Below are 14,858 nucleotides of genomic sequence, written 5' to 3' on the forward strand. Positions count from 1 at the left end.
TGACTCACCGCTCGGGCTGACCGAGTGGCGGCACGTCTCGCGAGATGTCGAGTGCGATCTGTTCCGGGGCAGGCGCCGCGGCGGACGCGATGAAGTCGGCGATCTCATGATCTAGCTCGACGGTCTGCTCGAGGATGCCGTCCAGCAGCCAGAAGCCGTGCACCGCGCCTGGGTAGAGCGAGACGGCGGTATCCACCTCGGCGCGCTCCATATTCTCCGCCACCAGAAGGGCCTCATTGCGCAAGGGGTTTAGGTCTGCAGCGACGACGAGGGTCCGAGGCAGCCCCGAGAAGGAAGCAGCCTGCCGCAGATCGACTCGCGCGTCAGAGGCGCGACCGTCGAGGTAGGTGTCCCAGTACCAAGCCATCGTGGTCGCGCTCAGCATCGGAGCGTCGGCGTTCTCGCGCATCGAGGCCAGTCGGTTCTCGTGGGGAGAGGTCATGCAGGGGTAGACGAGCATCAGCGAGTGGGGCTGGGTGGAGCCGTCGTCGCGGCGCTGGAGGGCCGTGGCCGGCACGAGGTTCCCTCCAGCGCTGTCGCCCATCGTCACGACCATGGACGAGGGTCTATCGACGATGCTGGGATCGTCAAGGATGGCGCCGATCGCAGCAGCGCAATCTTCGACCGCGGCCGGGAAGGGTGATTCCGGGGCGAGCCGGTACTCCACGGAGACAACGCGACACTTGGCGGTCTCCGCGAGCCTGCAGCACGGTCCGTCAGCGGCCTGCACGCTGCCGAGCGTCCATCCTCCACCGTGGACGTAGACGAGGAGAGGAAGGTCATCCCTGCGCGCGGGGTCATAGACGCGGGCCGGGAGCTGTCCGTCCGCCCCCGGCACCAGGATGTCGCGCACCGTGTCGAGAGGGACTCGCGCACCTTGAGAGCGGCGGACTTGTTCCATCGCGCCACGGGCAGCCAGCACGCCAAGCCGTTCGTGGGGTTGGACCCGAGTGCCGCAAAGCAGTCGACGAGGACCTGAACGTCGCGACGGAGGGGATGCGGAGTCATGTCAACCCACATGTTGACGCCGCGTGCGCTCTTGGTCAACCGCGACCGGGGGCGTCACCGGTCGCCGGGATCGTCCCCGTCGCGAGCCCACCAAGCAGGACGTCGGCGCAGGTCTGGCCGATGGTCTGCGCATTAACGGTCGACGTCTGCGGGTTGAACCATCGGTGCGTCCAGCTGACCATGCCCATCAATCCGTATGCGAGCAGCCACGGCTCGCCCATCGCCTCGAAGGAGCCCTCGTCGATGCCCTGCGTGGTCATGTCCGTCACTGCGGCCTCGTGCTGCCGGTTCACGCGACGCATCTCGCTGGCTCACGCCTGGCGCTTGGGGGCCACGTGAGCCATCTTCTCTTGCAAGAACACGCGTTGCGGCAGCATCGAGAGAAGCGGCTCACCGCGGCCTGCAGTCGCTCGTGGTGGCGTTCGGCTCCGGCTCAAAAACGGCTCAAAAACCCCTCCAGGAGAGCCCTTGAGCGACTCAGGCCGACTGGGCGAGTCGTCCCAAGCGGAGTGCCCGCACAGCCCTCTGACCTGGTACTTTGTTATGAAAGTCGCTGTCGTCCGTAGGTGTGCCGGGACGGCCGCAGACGCCCCGGACCCTCGCTACGGATCAGAAGGTTCGGGGGTTCGGATCCCTACAGGCCCACCCTGCTGACCGGGCCCTGACCTGAAGCAGTCCCCGACTTCACGTCATCACTGATGCGCCGGTCGAGCTCGCCCGCCGCAGACGACGTTCAGGACTCTCGGATCCGGGCCGCCACCTCTCGGCGCAGGACCTTGCCCATGGGGTTGATCGGCAGGTCGTCCACGAAGACGATCCGACGCGGAACCTTGTAGGCCGTCAGCGCTCGGCGCGTGTGTGCCCGCAGCTCATCCGGCAGGACAGCAACACCCCCGACGGACACGACCGCAGCAACCACTTGTTCCCCACCGTCTTGGTGCGGGAGTCCGACCACCGCCACGTCCACGACCGCGGGGTGTGTGCGGAGCGCGGCCTCCACCTCCGAGGGATAGACGTTGAACCCGCCGGTGATGATGATCTCCTTGACCCGGTCCACGATCACCAGGAACCCGTCGGGCGACATGGTCACCACGTCCCCGGTACGGAACCAGCCGTCGTGGAAGGCGGACGCCGTCTCCTCCGGCAGGCCACGGTAGCCGGAGAAGACCTGCGGCCCTCGGACCAGCAGCTCACCGCCTTCACCGAGGGGGACGTCGCGATCGAGGTCCTCGCGGTCCGCGATGCGGATCTCCACGTCCGGGAAAGGTACGCCGATCGCGCCGGGCCGCCGCGCCTTGGTCATCGGGTTGCCGACGATCACCGGCGACGTCTCCGTCAGGCCGTACCCCTCGACGAGCAGCCCGCCCGTGGCGGCCTCCCACTTCTCGACGAGGTCGCCGGGCAGCGGCATCGCGCCCGACAGGGCGTACCGGATGCCCTTGATCGAGACCTTCCGACGCTCCGCCTCGTCGACGATGCGCTGGTAGAGGGTCGGCACTGCTGGCACGAAGCTCGGGACCTCCCGCGCGACGGCTTCCATGATCAGGCCGATGTCGGGTTTCGGGAGCAGGACCAGCTTGGCGGCGAGGGCCACGCCCAGCAGCACGCTCACCGTCACGCCGTAGGCGTGGAACAACGGCAGCGCCACCAGGAAGGACTCCTTGCCCTCCTCCAGGCCCGGCACCCAGGCACGACCCTGGACGACGTTGGCGACGAGGTTGCGATGGAGGAGCGGCACCCCTTTCGGCACGCCGGTCGTGCCAGAGGTGTAGAGCAGCAGCGCGATGTCGTCCTTGCCCGGACGGGGATGCGAGTCGTCGAGCGGCGCTGAGGAGACCAGGTCGGCCCACTGCATGACCTGGGGGGCCGGGGAGGTCAGCTGGTCCCGGGCCGCGCGTGCCTTCGCGACCGGCAGACGCAGCGCGAGCCGCTTCTTCCACGGAAGCCGGGTGGTCATGTCGACGGCGACGACGTGCTCGAGCGAGGACCCGGTCTTGAGCTCCTCGATGACCGGCACCACCTTGTCCCACACGATCGCGACCCGGGCACCGTGGTCGACGAACGGGTGACGCAGCTCCGCTGCCGTGTAGAGCGGGTTGTGCTCGACCACGGTGGCACCCAGCCGCAGCACCGCGAAGAAGGCGATCACGTTCTGCGGACAGTTCGGCATGACGAGGGCCACGTTGTCGCCGGCACGCACGCCGAGCGCGTGCAAACCGCCCGCGACGTGCCGGATCTCGTCGGCGACCTCGGCGTAGGTCGAGACGCGGCCCAGGAAGTCCAGCGCCGGCCGGTCGGGATACCGCTGCGTCGCGCTCTCCCACAGACCGAGGACGGTGGTGTCGCCGTAGTCAAGGTGCAGGGGCACCCCAGGGGCGTAGGAGTCTGCCCACAGGGGCTGCTGAGCCGGCACGGCGTTCCTCGTGTTCTGTCGCTGGACGGACGTCGCGACGAGTCCCAACGTATCGGTCCGAGCAGGTCGCATCGCAGGGACCGGACGCGCAGCGCGACCAGGTGACCCCAGCCCGGCCATGAGACGTGCCGACGTGGCCTCACTGGGCTCGACCGCGCTGACCGGCCGTCGTCGGCCGCTACGCGCTGGCCTGTCCGCGGCGGTACTGCTGCGGGCTCGTGCCGTGCACCCGCTTGAAGGCCGTGCTGAAGGAGAACGGGGTGCTGTAACCCACCCTGCGCGCGACGGAGGCGACGGTGGCGTCGGAGGAGACCAGCAGGTCCGCGGCGAGCGCCAACCGCCAGGACGTGAGGTAGGCCATCGGCGGGCTCCCGAGAAGCGCGGTGAACCCGCGACCGAGCGCGGCCCTGGACACCCCCACCCTCTCGGCCAGCTCCTCGACCGTCCAGGGGTGGGCCACGTCGTGGTGGAGCAGCGACAGCGCCCGGCCGACGACGGGGTCGTGCTGGGCGCGGAACCATCCGGGGGCCTCCTCGCGGCGTCCGGCGAACCACGTCCGCAGGGTCGCGATGAGGAGCACGTCGAGCAGCCGGTCGAGGAGCGCGCGCTGCCCGGGGGCCTCGACCGCCATCTCCGCCGTCAGGACCGCGAGCACGGGGGTCGCGGCCTCGGCCTGGCTGAGCAGGACCACCCCCGGGAGCGCGGAGAGGAGCGGTTGGCTGGCCTCGCCCCGGCCCTCGTAGGTACCGACGAGCAGGGTGCAGCCGCGCCCGGGGTCGTCTCCCCAGGTCCGGACCCCGAGCGACCACTCGTCGCTGACGACCCGGCCGTCCTCCGCGCTGGTGCAGCCGCCCCCCGGGTGGATGACGACGTGCGGCGGGGTGGTCGGGGTGTCCGCGACCGTGTTAGTGGTCAGGCCCACGGACGATCGCGACCTGGCCCTCGGCCATCCGCAGAGGTGCTCGGCCGTCCGGGCAGAGCCAGGCCTCGCCCCGCAGCACCGCCAGCACGGTCAGGGGCGCCTCGTCCTCGACCCGCAGCGACCACGGGGGGTCCAGCTGCGCACGGAGCAGGAACGCGCCTCGCGCTCTGGGACCGTCCAGCAAAGCCTCGAGCAGGTCCACACCGAGGAGGCTAGCCCTCTCGGCGGGCGCATCGCCCGTCACGCGGAGACGGACACGGTGCGGCCCAGGTAGGTCCCGTCCTGGACCTGCGCGAGCAGGAAGGCGGCCACGTCGGAGCGCCCGATCTTGAGCAGCATGCCCTGCGCCGAGCCGTCGAAACCGTGTCGGAACGGCCCCGGGCTCCGGTCGGTGAAGGCGGACGGCCGCACGATCGTCCAGTCGAGGTCGCTCTCCTCCACGACGTGCTCCTGTCGTCCGTGGTCGGCGTAGGCCGCCCGGAGCGCCACCACGACCGCGTCGGCGCCTCGTGCGGTCGGCAGGCAGGCGCCCGGGTCGGTGACGTCGCCCGCGACGATCTCTAGCCGGTCGTGCCGTGCGGTGACCCGCGAGGTGTCGCGGGTGAAGGCGGTGACCTGGTGCCCGTCGGCGAGCGCCTGCTCCACGACGAGACTCCCGATGGCGCCGGTGGCGCCGAAGACAGTGATGTTCACGAGTCATCCTCCGTGGGTGGGTCGGGGATCAACCGGCCGACCGGCCGGAGACGAAGAGGGCCCAGGAGAGGGCGGTGAGCGCACCGGTCGAGGTCACGGTGCGCAGGACGTTCCAGCGCACCCAGCGGTCCTGGAACCGAGAGCGGAGGTCGGCGTCGAGGAACGCCGGTGCGGCGTCATCGATCGCGGCGTTCAGTGGCAGGTGGATCGCACCGGTGACGACCACCGTGGCCGCGGTCAGCACCAGGGCGGCGACCAACCACGGCAGGGCCTGACTCCGGTCAGGCAGGTTGAGGAGCAGTGCCGCGAGGGTCAGCACCGGGCTGCCGAGGAAGGTCGCCATCATCCACGGGTTGGAGATGGCCGCGTCGATCCGGTGGAAGGCGGTGAGAATATCGTGGTCGTCCAGGGTGCCGAGGCCGGGCATCACCGAGTGCGCGAAGGAGAAGAGCAGGCCGGCGACCATGGCGGTGGTGAGGGTGGCGCCCATCGTGGCGGCGACGCCGAGCGCGGTGGTCTGGGTCATGGGCCCATTCGACCGCCGCGGGCGGAGCCCGGCCATGGTCGTACGACTCGGGGGCATACGGCAGACGCTCGTGCGATCGCTGCCCAGGACGTCGCCGAATAGGCACGGCCTCCTCGGGATCTGCAGCAAGCTCCACTCACGCGTCTGCCGGGAGTACGTTCGCTCGATGAAGACCATCGCCGGCGCCGTGGCCGCCGCCCTCCTGACGCTCGGCCTGCTCGCAGCTGCCCCCGTCGCGCCGGCGTCAGCCGACACCCCGGGGTACGTGAGCCGGGTGGAGTTCGGGAAGGCCCGCACCGGCTGGGCGATCAACCGCGTCGACCGCTTGTTCGACACCGTCGGTCGCGTCGTGTCCCAAGGTGGCGGGTGGATGACGCGGGACTACCGGGCCTTCGGCGGCCGCACCGCATCACTGACCTACGAGATGACCAACGGGGTCTGGCGCATGCGTTACAAGTACCTCAGCTCGTAAGGCACAGTCCAGCGCAGAGCCGGGTCGGTACTCGTCACCTCGTGGCGTGCGTCGGTGGGGACGTAGAGGGGCACTCCGGCCACCACGGCCCGGTTCTTTCCCTTCCTCACGACACGTGAGGCGCCGCGGCGTCCCGCTGACCTGGACCGGGTGCTCGCCCTAGGGTCTGCGCCGGGGCGGCAGCCGTCGCCGCCCGCTCGAGTCTCGGAGGACCTCTTGTCATGCGCCGCTTCGACCAGCACCTGGTTCCTGTCGCCTACGGCGTCCTCGCAGTCGCCGTCGTGCTCAGCGCGATCGCGTACGCGGTCGGCGCGATGTGGCCCTTCTACGTCGCCGTCGTGCTCTACGCGGTCGTGCTGCTGGCGTACGTCCTGCCCGCTGCCGGGGACAGGATCAACCGGCGCCACGACATCGGTGGCGCCGTCGTCGCGCTGCTGCTGGCGCTGGTGGTGACGCCGGCCGTGCTCGGCCTGGGCGGTGTCGCGGCCGCCGCGTCCAGCGCCGTCAGCGCGTTCGAGGACTTCGGTGAGGTCGACGAGACCGAGCCGTCCGACTACTCCTCGGCGACCACGCCGGAGCAGTGTGAGGAGATCTGGTTCGGCGACTACTCCGAGTCGGCCGACGCGGAGCGGGACGACTGCCTGGAGCGCGTGGGCGGCTGAGGACGACTCGGCCGGGGTGACGTCAGGGAGGGGACTCCAGCCACCCCTGGCGGCGTCCCGCTCCGGCTCAAGAACCCCCCGGGAGACCCCTCGAGCGACTCCGGCCGACCGGGCGCGCCTGCCCAGGACAAGGGGTCGAGGACGACCCACGATCGACCAGGGCCCCCGGTGGTCGAGGAGCGAGCGCAGCGAGCGTCTCGAGACCCGTGTGTCCGAGGTGCACGCCCGCGAGCTGCGGATCGGGCGCCGCGAGCTCGAGCGCTACGGCGCCCAGGGAGCGACGAACCGGTCAGGCGGTTCCCCCGAGCCGGGTGATCCGACCGCGCACGGGATCGTGCGCATGCTGGCTGGACGAGCCGGGTGCCCGCCCGGTCGTGGTCTGGAGGCGCACGTGGACATCGGTCGCATCGTGGTCCTGGCGGCGATCTGCGCGGTGGCGTACCTGGCGGGCGAGCTGGCGGCCAGGCGTCACGTCCCCCGCCTACCCGTCTACCTCGCGGTCGGAGCGCTGGCCGGGCTGGTGATCTCGATGGCCCGCGACGCGGCCGACGTCGCCTTCCCCGGCGTCTCCGCGGTGGCGCTGGGCGTCATCGGGTTCGTCGCAGGGAGCCATCTGGTGTGGCCGACGATCCGACCCCAGATCCGCCAGATCGGTGCCCAGGTCGTCGGCATGAGCATCGCCGTGCCGCTGCTGGCCACGATTGTGGTCGCGGTCGTCCTCCGGGACGAGGACCTGTCGGTGACGGTGGCGGCCGCCATCCTGACCGGCACCATCATGCTGGCCCTGTCACCGCCGGAGGCCATCGCCGTCATTTCCGAGTCCCGGGCATCCGGGCCCTTCACCCGCTTCGTCCTGGGCACCACGGTGGTGATGGACGTGGTGGTCGTCGTCGGCTTCTCCGTCGCGCTCACCGCCGCCAACGCCCTGCTCGGCGAGTCGGTCGGGGTGGGCACCCTGGTGACCGGGGTGGCGGTCGGCCTCCTGCTGTCGCTCGCGGCCGGCCTGGTGGTGGGGGCGGTCCTCCTGCTGGTCGTCCGACGGGCCGGCGGCGTCCGCAGTGCGTCGGCGTGGATCGTGGCGGCCGCGGCGAGCAGCGTCGTGCTCGCCGTCCTCGCGGTGCAGTGGGCCGAGGTCCGGCTCGACGTGCACGCGGAGGTCGAGTCGTTGCTGGTCGCGATGATCGCCGGGGTCGTGGTGGCGAACACCGCCCACGGGACGGCGTTCGCAGAGCTCCTCGACAGGCTGGCCCCACCGGTCTACGTGGTCTTCTTCACCCTGACCGGCCTGGGGCTGCACCTGGACGCGCTGCTCGCGGCGGCCGTCCCGGCAGCACTGCTGTGGATCGTCCGCGGCAGCGGTCTCTGGGTCGGCTCCAGGGCGGCGATGGGCGTGGTGGGCTCGGACGAGCAGGTACGCCGGGTGGCCTGGAAGGCTTTCGTCCCGCAGGCCGGCATCGCGCTGGCGCTCGCTGCGACCGTCGCCGAGACGTACCCGGGGTTCGGCGAGACCCTGGCGACCGTGGTCATCGGCACCGTGGTGCTGAACGAGGCGATCGGCCCGTTCTTCCTCCGCTCGGCCCTCCAGTCGGTGGGCGAGACCGCCTCCACGGTCGAGCAGCTGCACTAGGTCGCCCCCTCCTGCCCCACGCCACCCGCGGTGGGTGACTCGTCGGCTCCCGGGCCCGGGCATGGTGGCGGGGTCAACGCCGCGTCAGGAAACGAGACCCCGATGTCGAGAGCCGCCTACGAGATCCATGCAGCCGGTGAGGTCCCCTCTGCCGTCCTGGAGGACTTCGAGGGGGTGACGGTCGCGCTCGACGTCGCCGGGACGACCATCCGCGCCGACCTCGCGGACGAGGCCGAGCTGCACGGCGTGCTGGACGCCCTGCGTCGCGAGGGCTTCGTGCTGGTCGACGTCCGCAGGTGGCCCGATGACGGGTCCGTGGACGGCGAGGGCGCCCCGGAGTAGCGTCCCAGTCCTGGCGGAGGACATCGCCGGTCCAGCGCCGGCGCCGAGGACCGCGAGGTCGGACCACCACCACCTGCGTTGCCCCACGTGGGCCGGTGCTCGCCGGGCCGTTCCCGGAACCGGGAGGCACCAACAGGGGGTGAGCGCACCATGACCCACCGCGAGGGTCCCGGCCCCGGTGCGCCCGTCACGACGGTCGACTCCTTCCTCGAGGCCAAGCTGCACTGGCCGTCGCCACGCCCCCACTGGCTCTGCCGCCAGCGCCTCCTCGCGCGGATGCGCTCGGCGTGCGAGCACCCGGTCACCCTGGTCGCTGCTCCGGCCGGGTACGGGAAGACCATCATGGTGGCGCAGTGGCTGGAGCAGGCGCGTCCGTGCGCTGCGTGGGTCTCCCTGGACCCGGGTGACAACGACGCGAACCGGTTCTGGTCGCACGTCGCCGCCGCGCTCGGGCGAGCGGGGTGCCACGTGGAGTCGAGGCGCCCAGCCCACCGGGTCACGGACGAGGCCACGGCGCCGGGCTCGATGCTCTCGGTCATCACCAGCGCGTTGGCCGGCCTCGACCACGACATCGTGGTGGTGCTCGACGACTTCCACTTCGTCCGCAGCGCCGCCTGCCACGCCCAGGTCGAGATGCTGATCGAGCACCTGCCCCCGCAGGCGCACCTGGTGCTGCTGACCCGTGCCGACCCGGGGCTGCGGCTCGGGCGCCTCCGGGCCTCGGGTGGGTTGCTGGAGATCCGCGCCGACGCCCTGGGTTTCACTCCGGAGGAGGCGGGCGCGCTCCTTGCCCAGGAGCAGGTGGAGCTCGGCGCCGACGCGATGCGGCTGCTGCTCACCCGCACCGAGGGGTGGCCGGCCGGCCTCTACCTGGCGCTGCTCTCCCTCGCGGGTCGTCCCGACCCCGACGCGTTCGTGAGGGACTTCAGCGGCGGTCACCGCTACATCGGCGACTACCTGACCGAGGAGGTGCTCAGCCGTCACCCCGACCACCTGCGCGAGTTCATCACCACCATGTCGATCCTGGACCGCTTCTGCGCCCCGCTCTGCGATCACGTGGCCGGCTCTGACGGGTCGGCCGGCCTCCTGCACGAGCTCGAGCGCACCAATCTCTTCCTGGTCCCGCTGGACGAGGACGGGCGCTGGTTCCGCTTCCACCACCTGTTCGCTGCCGTCGCCCGCAGCGAGCTGGGGCTCCGACGCCCCGAACACGTCCGGCTCCTGCACGCCCGCGCCGCCGAGTGGTTCGTCGCGCGCGGCAACGTCGACGAGGGGGTGCGGCACTCCCTCGCGGCGGGCCAGGTCGAGACGGCCTCGACGCTCGTGCAGGCTCACTGGCTGCAGTTCGTGGACGCCGGGCGGATCGCCACCGTCCTGGGGTGGCTGGAGGCCGTCGGCCCGCCCACCGAGGCCACCGACCCCGCCGCGAGCGTCACCGCCGCCTGGGTCGCCGCCCTGATCGGCGACGAGGCCGAGCTGGGGGCGCGGCTCGAGGCGCTGCGTGCCTTCGGGTCCTACGGCCCGCTCCCGGACGGCGCCCGGTCGGTCGAGTCGGCCGTCGCCATGATCGACGGCCTGTTCGGCTACGGCGGGCCGCTGCCGATGATGCGGGGTGCGGAGGCCGCGGTCGCGCTCGAGACGGACCGGCACTCCCCCTTCTACGCGCTGGCCCAGGTCACCCTCGGCCACGCGGCGTACGTGGCCGGCGACCTGGACCGGGCCGTGGTGCCCCTGTCGAACGCGTGGCGCAACGACCGCGGGCCGGTGGTCGTACGGGCGCTCGCGCTGGCCACCGGGTCGTTGGTCGAGGACGAGCAGGGTCACGCGGCGCGGGCGCGTGCCTCGGCCGAGACCGCGATGGAGCTGCTGGAGGCGAACGGCCTGGGCGCGATGCCGCAGGCCTCTCTGGCGTTCACCGCCCTGGGCCTGGCCTACGCCGGGGCGGGTTTCGTCGACCGCGCGCTCGTCACCCTCGACCGCGGTCTCGTCCTGCGCCGCGAGACCTCCGCCCACGGTCCGTGGGGAATGATCCACCACCTGGTGGTGCATGCGGGCGTCGCCGCCCGGGCCGGACGGACCGAGCTGGCCCGTGACCTCCTGGGGGACCTGGACTCCCGGCTCGAGCGTTACACCGTGGGCATGGGTGCCGTGCGTGCGCGCGTCGACGCCGTCCGCCGCCTGGTGCACGACGACGCCCCCGCCGTCCTTCCCGAGGAGCTCACCGCGCGGGAGGTCGACATCCTCCGCCTCCTGCAGGGCAGCCTGAGCCTGCACGAGATCGGCGACGCGCTGTACCTGTCCGCCAACACCGTGAAGACCCATACCCGCGCGGTCTACCGCAAGCTCGAGGTGCACACCAGGACCGACGCCGTCGTGGCCGGGCGCCGGGCGGGCCTGCTCTGACCTCGCGTGCGGGCCGCTCACCCGGGTGAGATGTCGGCGCGGGTGACGCGCACTCACCCGCGCGCGCAGGTGGATGGGTCGACGACCCCGCACCCCAGGGATGGCCATGACACCTCCGACAGCCTCAGCACAGCTCGACGACGCCCGCGCCGGGGAGCGACGCGGCTGGGCGGTGGTCGAGATCCGTCGCGACGGCAGCCTGGGGCCGGCCGAGCTCGTGTCGGCGTCAGGAGCCCAGGAGGCGGCTCGCGCCGCGGTGACCCGTGCCGGGCGGGGCCGGCAAGCAGGCCGGAGCTCGATGCTCGACGACGCCCTCGGCCTGCTCCAGGCCGCGAACGGTCTGCATGCGCAGGCCGCCCGGTCGTTCACCCGGGCCGGCCTGGGACCGGCGGACATCACCGACCAGCAGGAGGTCCTCGGCCACCTGGCCCTGGTCGAGGCGTACCGGGGCGACCTCGCTCGCGCTGCGGACCACGCCAGGACCGCCCTCACGGCTGCCGGCGCCCCGGGGGTCCCCGCCGCCGACCGGTACGCCGCGCTGGCCATGGCATGGGTCCACCTCGAGCGCGCCGAGGACGCCCGGTGCGCGGCGCAGCTCGACCTGGTGGGGCACGGCCCGACCCGACAGGTCGAGCCATGGTGGGACACAGCCCGGGCCCTCCTGGAGGCGCGGCTGCTCGTCGCCACCGGTCGCCCTCACGCGGCGGTCCGCCTGCTCACCGACGAGATCGCCGTTGCCGAGCCGGAGCCCGCATGGCGGCACGGCGTGCTGGCCGTGGCGCGGGCCGACGCGCTCCTAGCGGGAGGTGAGCCCCGGCGGGCGCTGGCGGTGCTCACACCGCTGCCGCCGAGCGCCTTCCCCGAGGCCGCCGTCGTGGCCGCCGACGCCCACCTCGCGACGGGCGACACCCGCGGGGCTGTGGCCGTGCTGGCCGCGGCGACGGGGGACCTCGATGGTGCCCCGCTCACCGTCCAGGTCCGGGCCTGGCTGCTGGAGGCCCGGGCCAGCGCCCACCGCGGGCATCGTGAGCGGACCGGCCAGCTGCTCGCCCGCGCGCTCCAGGCGGCCGCCGCCGAGGACGCGCTGTCGCCGCTGCGGCGGCAGTGGCCCGGGGTGCGCCAGCTGGTCAACGAGGACCCGGTGCTGCTGCGCACGTACCGCGATCTCCTGCCCAGGCTGCGGGACCTGGAGGCGAGACGGACCGCGCCCCCGGTCCCCGTGGTCCGGCAGACGCCCACCGGCATCCTCGGCGCCAGCCTGACCGAGCGTGAGCTGGAGGTGCTCGACCTGCTGGCGCAGATGTACTCCACCGAGGAGATCGCCGTCGCGCTGTACGTCTCGGCCAACACCGTGAAGACCCACCTCAAGGGGATCTTCGCCAAGCTGTGCGTCAACCGCCGCGCGGAGGCCGTGCGCCGCGGCCGCCAGCTCGGCCTCTGCTGACCGGCGGCGCTCGTCGCCGGGTCAGGCCGACCGGTCGAGCACGGCGGCACCGACCACGTGCACGCGCTCGATGGCCACGCCGCAGTCGGTGCAGGCCCGGAGGAACCGGTGCATCTCGCCGGAGGTGGCGGCCAGCCTCACGCGTGCCTGCGCGGGCACCACGCGGTGGGGCCACCCCAGGTGGTGCAGGACGGGCGCACCGACCTCCCCGTCCACGTCCACCACGTAGACCTGGACGTCGTCCGTCGCACCCGGCAACCGGTGCACCTCGACCAGGGAGAGACCCAGGGACGACAGCTCGTCCAGCAGCCGGTCCAGCTGCGAGGGCGTGCTGAGGCTCCGCCGCAACGACGTCCGCGGGCCGACCGTGCGGACCGACGCGGTCGGGAACCTCGCCTGCAGGTCCTCCGGCGGGACCCTGGCCAGCAGCACCTCGTAGGTGGACGCACGGTGCGGGGTGGCGCTGCGGTCGTCCATCGACCCACGGTCCGGCCGTCGGCCCGTCCCCGGCGTCACCCTCCGCGGGTGAAGTCCGCCGGTGCCGCGCTCCGGATGCTGGTCCCCCAGCACCGGTCGAGGACGAGTCGCTCGACGAGGTCTGACCCCGACACGGCCCCGCACCGTGCCGCCACGCCCGACGATGCGGAGAGGACGGCGCCATGGCGGCGAGCATGGCGGTGTTCGCGCTGGTCGTCATCGTCTTCGTCGCCCTCTCGGCCCGGGCCGGCCGGGCGTACGTGTCGGCACCGATGGTCTTCATGGTGGCGGGGTTCGTCCTCGGTGGCACGGCGCTGCAGCAGCTCGACGCGACGCTGATCGCGGTCGTCGCCGAGGCGACGCTGGCGCTGCTGCTCTTCCACGGCGCCGCCGAGCTGCGCCCGCGCGACCTCCGGTCCGACTCGCGGCTCACCGCCCGGCTCCTCCTCCTCGCCCTGCCCGTCTCCGTGGTGGCCACCTTCGTGGTCGTGAGGGCGGTGTTCCCGGACCTCGACGTCTGGCTGGTCGTGGTCCTCGCCGCGGCGCTGGCCCCCACCGACGCGGCGCTCGCCGCGGCGGCCGTGCTGGACCCGGTCGTGCCGGCGCGGGTGCGGCGCCTGCTCACCCTCGAGAGCGGGCTCAACGACGGGATCGCCACCCCGGTGGTGCTCTTCGCCATCGCCGCCGCTGCCGGGACGGCCGGCGGGGCAGGCGACGGCCACGGCGTTCTCCGTGCCGTCCTCGCGGTCGCCGTGGGCGTGGCCCTCGGGTCGGCGACCGGGTCCACCGCGGGCAGGTTGCTGCACACCGCACGTCGCCGGCGCTGGGCCGAGGACGACCTCGTCCCCCTGGCCGTCCTCGTGGTGCCGCTGCTGAGCTACTACGGAGCCGACGCCGTGGGGGGCAACGGGTTCATGGCGGCCTTCATGGCCGGGACCACCTACGCCGCGACCCACTCCTCACGCGCCGGGGCCACCGAGGACCTCGAGCTCACCCGCCTCACCTCGGCGCTCCTGGCGGCGGCCGCGTGGATGCTGTTCGGCCTGGCGGTCTCCACGTACCTCGCCGCCCTGGTCCAGTGGCGCACGCTCGTCGTGGCGGTGCTGTGCCTCACCGTGCTGCGGATGGTGCCGGTGGCCCTCAGCCTCACCCGATCCGGGCTGCGGGTCCCGACCCTGCTGTTCGTCGGGTGGTTCGGTCCCCGTGGCCTGCCGTCCGTGGTCTTCGCCCTGCTCGCGAACGACGCCCTGGCCGGGCGACCGGGCGCCGAGCTGGTCGTCGCCACGATCTCGGCCACGGTCGTCGTCAGCGTCGTGGCCCACGGCCTGTCCGCGCCGCCGCTCGCGACGTCGTACGGCGCCTGGGCGCGGCGCCGAATCACCCTGGACGGGTGAGTACGCCGACCCCCCTGCTCGACACGCTGACGAGCAGACGAGCGACGTGCGTCCCGTCCCGAGTGCCAAGGAGGAAGCGCCCATGGAGGGCTTCGGATTGTGGGACGTCATCGTCTCGATGTTCTGGTTCACGCTGCTGTGACGTGGATCTGGATGATGATCGCCATCCTGAGCGACATCTTCCGCGACCGTGAGCTCAACGGCGGGGCCAAGGCCGCCTGGACGGCGTTCATCGTCCTGCTGCCGTGGCTGGGTGCGCTCAGCTACATCTTCGCCCGCGGCAACTCGATGAACGAGCGCACCCGCCAGGCCGGCCTCGACCAGCAGGCCCGGGTGCGCGCCCTGATCCAGGACGCCGCCGGTGGCGGCACCAGCGTGTCCGACGAGCTGAGGGAGCTGGCCGAGCTGCGTGACGGGGGCGTCATCACCCCCACCGAGTACGAGCAGGCCAAGGTCAAGGTGCTGACGTGACACC

The 14,858-nt window shown here is 72.4% G+C and carries 16 protein-coding genes; 8 read left to right on the forward strand and 8 right to left on the reverse strand.

Annotation, left to right across the window (positions count from 1 at the left end; all coding sequences use genetic code 11):
- Positions 1-4 precede the first annotated feature (4 nt).
- The 7 genes from ENKNEFLB_RS00905 to ENKNEFLB_RS00930 form a co-directional block, all read right to left on the reverse strand.
- Entirely contained in the window at positions 5-853 is an 849-nt protein-coding gene (locus ENKNEFLB_RS00905) for an alpha/beta hydrolase (RefSeq protein ID WP_214057483.1), read from the reverse strand.
- Positions 854-1,043: 190 nt separating this feature from the next.
- The gene (locus ENKNEFLB_RS00910; protein WP_343899345.1) at positions 1,044-1,310 is read right to left on the reverse strand and encodes a TetR-type transcription factor C-terminal domain-containing protein; all 267 of its coding nucleotides are present in this window, start codon (positions 1,308-1,310) and stop codon (positions 1,044-1,046) included.
- A 431-nt stretch (positions 1,311-1,741) separates the two neighbouring features.
- A complete protein-coding gene (locus ENKNEFLB_RS00915) occupies positions 1,742-3,421 on the reverse strand; it encodes a long-chain-fatty-acid--CoA ligase (protein WP_275955940.1) in 1,680 nt (559 codons plus the stop codon).
- Positions 3,422-3,599: 178 nt separating this feature from the next.
- Positions 3,600-4,343 carry an AraC family transcriptional regulator gene (locus ENKNEFLB_RS22810; protein WP_275955941.1) on the reverse strand — a complete coding sequence of 248 codons (744 nt, stop codon included), beginning with the start codon at positions 4,341-4,343 and terminating at the stop codon, positions 3,600-3,602.
- A complete protein-coding gene (locus ENKNEFLB_RS22815) occupies positions 4,327-4,545 on the reverse strand; it encodes a cupin domain-containing protein (protein ID WP_275955942.1) in 219 nt (72 codons plus the stop codon). Before ENKNEFLB_RS22815 ends, ENKNEFLB_RS22810 begins: the two co-directional genes overlap by 17 nt.
- A 38-nt stretch (positions 4,546-4,583) precedes the next feature.
- The gene (locus ENKNEFLB_RS00925; protein WP_214057486.1) at positions 4,584-5,036 is read right to left on the reverse strand and encodes an NAD(P)-dependent oxidoreductase; all 453 of its coding nucleotides are present in this window, start codon (positions 5,034-5,036) and stop codon (positions 4,584-4,586) included.
- A 28-nt stretch (positions 5,037-5,064) separates the two neighbouring features.
- Positions 5,065-5,562 carry an anthrone oxygenase family protein gene (locus tag ENKNEFLB_RS00930; RefSeq protein ID WP_214057487.1) on the reverse strand — a complete coding sequence of 166 codons (498 nt, stop codon included), beginning with the start codon at positions 5,560-5,562 and terminating at the stop codon, positions 5,065-5,067.
- Between the two features lie 166 nt (positions 5,563-5,728).
- Here ENKNEFLB_RS00930 and ENKNEFLB_RS00935 point away from each other — a divergent pair, with 166 nt between their 5' ends.
- The 6 genes from ENKNEFLB_RS00935 to ENKNEFLB_RS00960 all read left to right on the forward strand — a co-directional run bounded on the left by ENKNEFLB_RS00935 (position 5,729) and on the right by ENKNEFLB_RS00960 (position 12,512).
- A complete protein-coding gene (locus tag ENKNEFLB_RS00935; protein ID WP_214057488.1) occupies positions 5,729-6,034 on the forward strand; it encodes a hypothetical protein in 306 nt (101 codons plus the stop codon).
- Positions 6,035-6,255: 221 nt separating this feature from the next.
- Positions 6,256-6,696 carry a hypothetical protein gene (locus ENKNEFLB_RS00940; RefSeq protein WP_214057489.1) on the forward strand — a complete coding sequence of 147 codons (441 nt, stop codon included), beginning with the start codon at positions 6,256-6,258 and terminating at the stop codon, positions 6,694-6,696.
- A 208-nt stretch (positions 6,697-6,904) separates the two neighbouring features.
- Positions 6,905-8,323, forward strand: coding sequence for a cation:proton antiporter (locus tag ENKNEFLB_RS00945; protein WP_214057490.1), 1,419 nt, complete (start codon positions 6,905-6,907; stop codon positions 8,321-8,323).
- 102 nt (positions 8,324-8,425) lie between these two features.
- Positions 8,426-8,665, forward strand: coding sequence for a hypothetical protein (locus tag ENKNEFLB_RS00950; RefSeq protein ID WP_214057491.1), 240 nt, complete (start codon positions 8,426-8,428; stop codon positions 8,663-8,665).
- A 150-nt stretch (positions 8,666-8,815) separates the two neighbouring features.
- The gene (locus ENKNEFLB_RS00955) at positions 8,816-11,068 is read left to right on the forward strand and encodes a winged helix-turn-helix domain-containing protein (protein WP_214057492.1); all 2,253 of its coding nucleotides are present in this window, start codon (positions 8,816-8,818) and stop codon (positions 11,066-11,068) included.
- A gap of 106 nt (positions 11,069-11,174) precedes the next feature.
- Positions 11,175-12,512 (forward strand): LuxR C-terminal-related transcriptional regulator, encoded by a 1,338-nt coding sequence (locus ENKNEFLB_RS00960; RefSeq protein WP_214057493.1) that lies wholly within the window; start codon positions 11,175-11,177, stop codon positions 12,510-12,512.
- A 21-nt stretch (positions 12,513-12,533) separates the two neighbouring features.
- On the opposite strand, the gene ENKNEFLB_RS00965 is transcribed toward ENKNEFLB_RS00960, so the two are convergent.
- A complete protein-coding gene (locus ENKNEFLB_RS00965; protein WP_214057494.1) occupies positions 12,534-12,989 on the reverse strand; it encodes a hypothetical protein in 456 nt (151 codons plus the stop codon).
- A 182-nt stretch (positions 12,990-13,171) separates the two neighbouring features.
- Between ENKNEFLB_RS00965 and ENKNEFLB_RS00970 the strand changes: the two genes are divergently transcribed.
- Positions 13,172-14,383, forward strand: a complete 1,212-nt coding sequence (locus ENKNEFLB_RS00970; RefSeq protein WP_214057495.1) for a cation:proton antiporter domain-containing protein — start codon at positions 13,172-13,174, stop codon at positions 14,381-14,383.
- A gap of 156 nt (positions 14,384-14,539) precedes the next feature.
- Positions 14,540-14,854, forward strand: a complete 315-nt coding sequence (locus tag ENKNEFLB_RS00975; protein ID WP_214057496.1) for an SHOCT domain-containing protein — start codon at positions 14,540-14,542, stop codon at positions 14,852-14,854.
- The last annotated feature ends 4 nt before the right edge of the window (positions 14,855-14,858 follow it).

It is taken from the genome of Nocardioides aquaticus, assembly GCF_018459925.1.
Taxonomy (GTDB): domain Bacteria; phylum Actinomycetota; class Actinomycetes; order Propionibacteriales; family Nocardioidaceae; genus Nocardioides; species Nocardioides aquaticus.

Excerpts from the sequence above, each read along its gene's own strand:
- ENKNEFLB_RS00910 (WP_343899345.1), bottom strand. The coding sequence starts at position 1,310 with ATGCGTCGCGTGAACCGGCAGCACGAGGCCGCAGTGACGGACATGACC.
- ENKNEFLB_RS00930 (WP_214057487.1), bottom strand. The coding sequence starts at position 5,562 with ATGACCCAGACCACCGCGCTCGGCGTCGCCGCCACGATGGGCGCCACC.
- ENKNEFLB_RS00935 (WP_214057488.1), top strand. The coding sequence starts at position 5,729 with ATGAAGACCATCGCCGGCGCCGTGGCCGCCGCCCTCCTGACGCTCGGC.
- ENKNEFLB_RS00940 (WP_214057489.1), top strand. The coding sequence starts at position 6,256 with ATGCGCCGCTTCGACCAGCACCTGGTTCCTGTCGCCTACGGCGTCCTC.
- ENKNEFLB_RS00950 (WP_214057491.1), top strand. The coding sequence starts at position 8,426 with ATGTCGAGAGCCGCCTACGAGATCCATGCAGCCGGTGAGGTCCCCTCT.
- ENKNEFLB_RS00955 (WP_214057492.1), top strand. The coding sequence starts at position 8,816 with ATGACCCACCGCGAGGGTCCCGGCCCCGGTGCGCCCGTCACGACGGTC.
- ENKNEFLB_RS00960 (WP_214057493.1), top strand. The coding sequence starts at position 11,175 with ATGACACCTCCGACAGCCTCAGCACAGCTCGACGACGCCCGCGCCGGG.
- ENKNEFLB_RS00965 (WP_214057494.1), bottom strand. The coding sequence starts at position 12,989 with ATGGACGACCGCAGCGCCACCCCGCACCGTGCGTCCACCTACGAGGTG.
- ENKNEFLB_RS00970 (WP_214057495.1), top strand. The coding sequence starts at position 13,172 with ATGGCGGCGAGCATGGCGGTGTTCGCGCTGGTCGTCATCGTCTTCGTC.
- ENKNEFLB_RS00975 (WP_214057496.1), top strand. The coding sequence starts at position 14,540 with ATGATCGCCATCCTGAGCGACATCTTCCGCGACCGTGAGCTCAACGGC.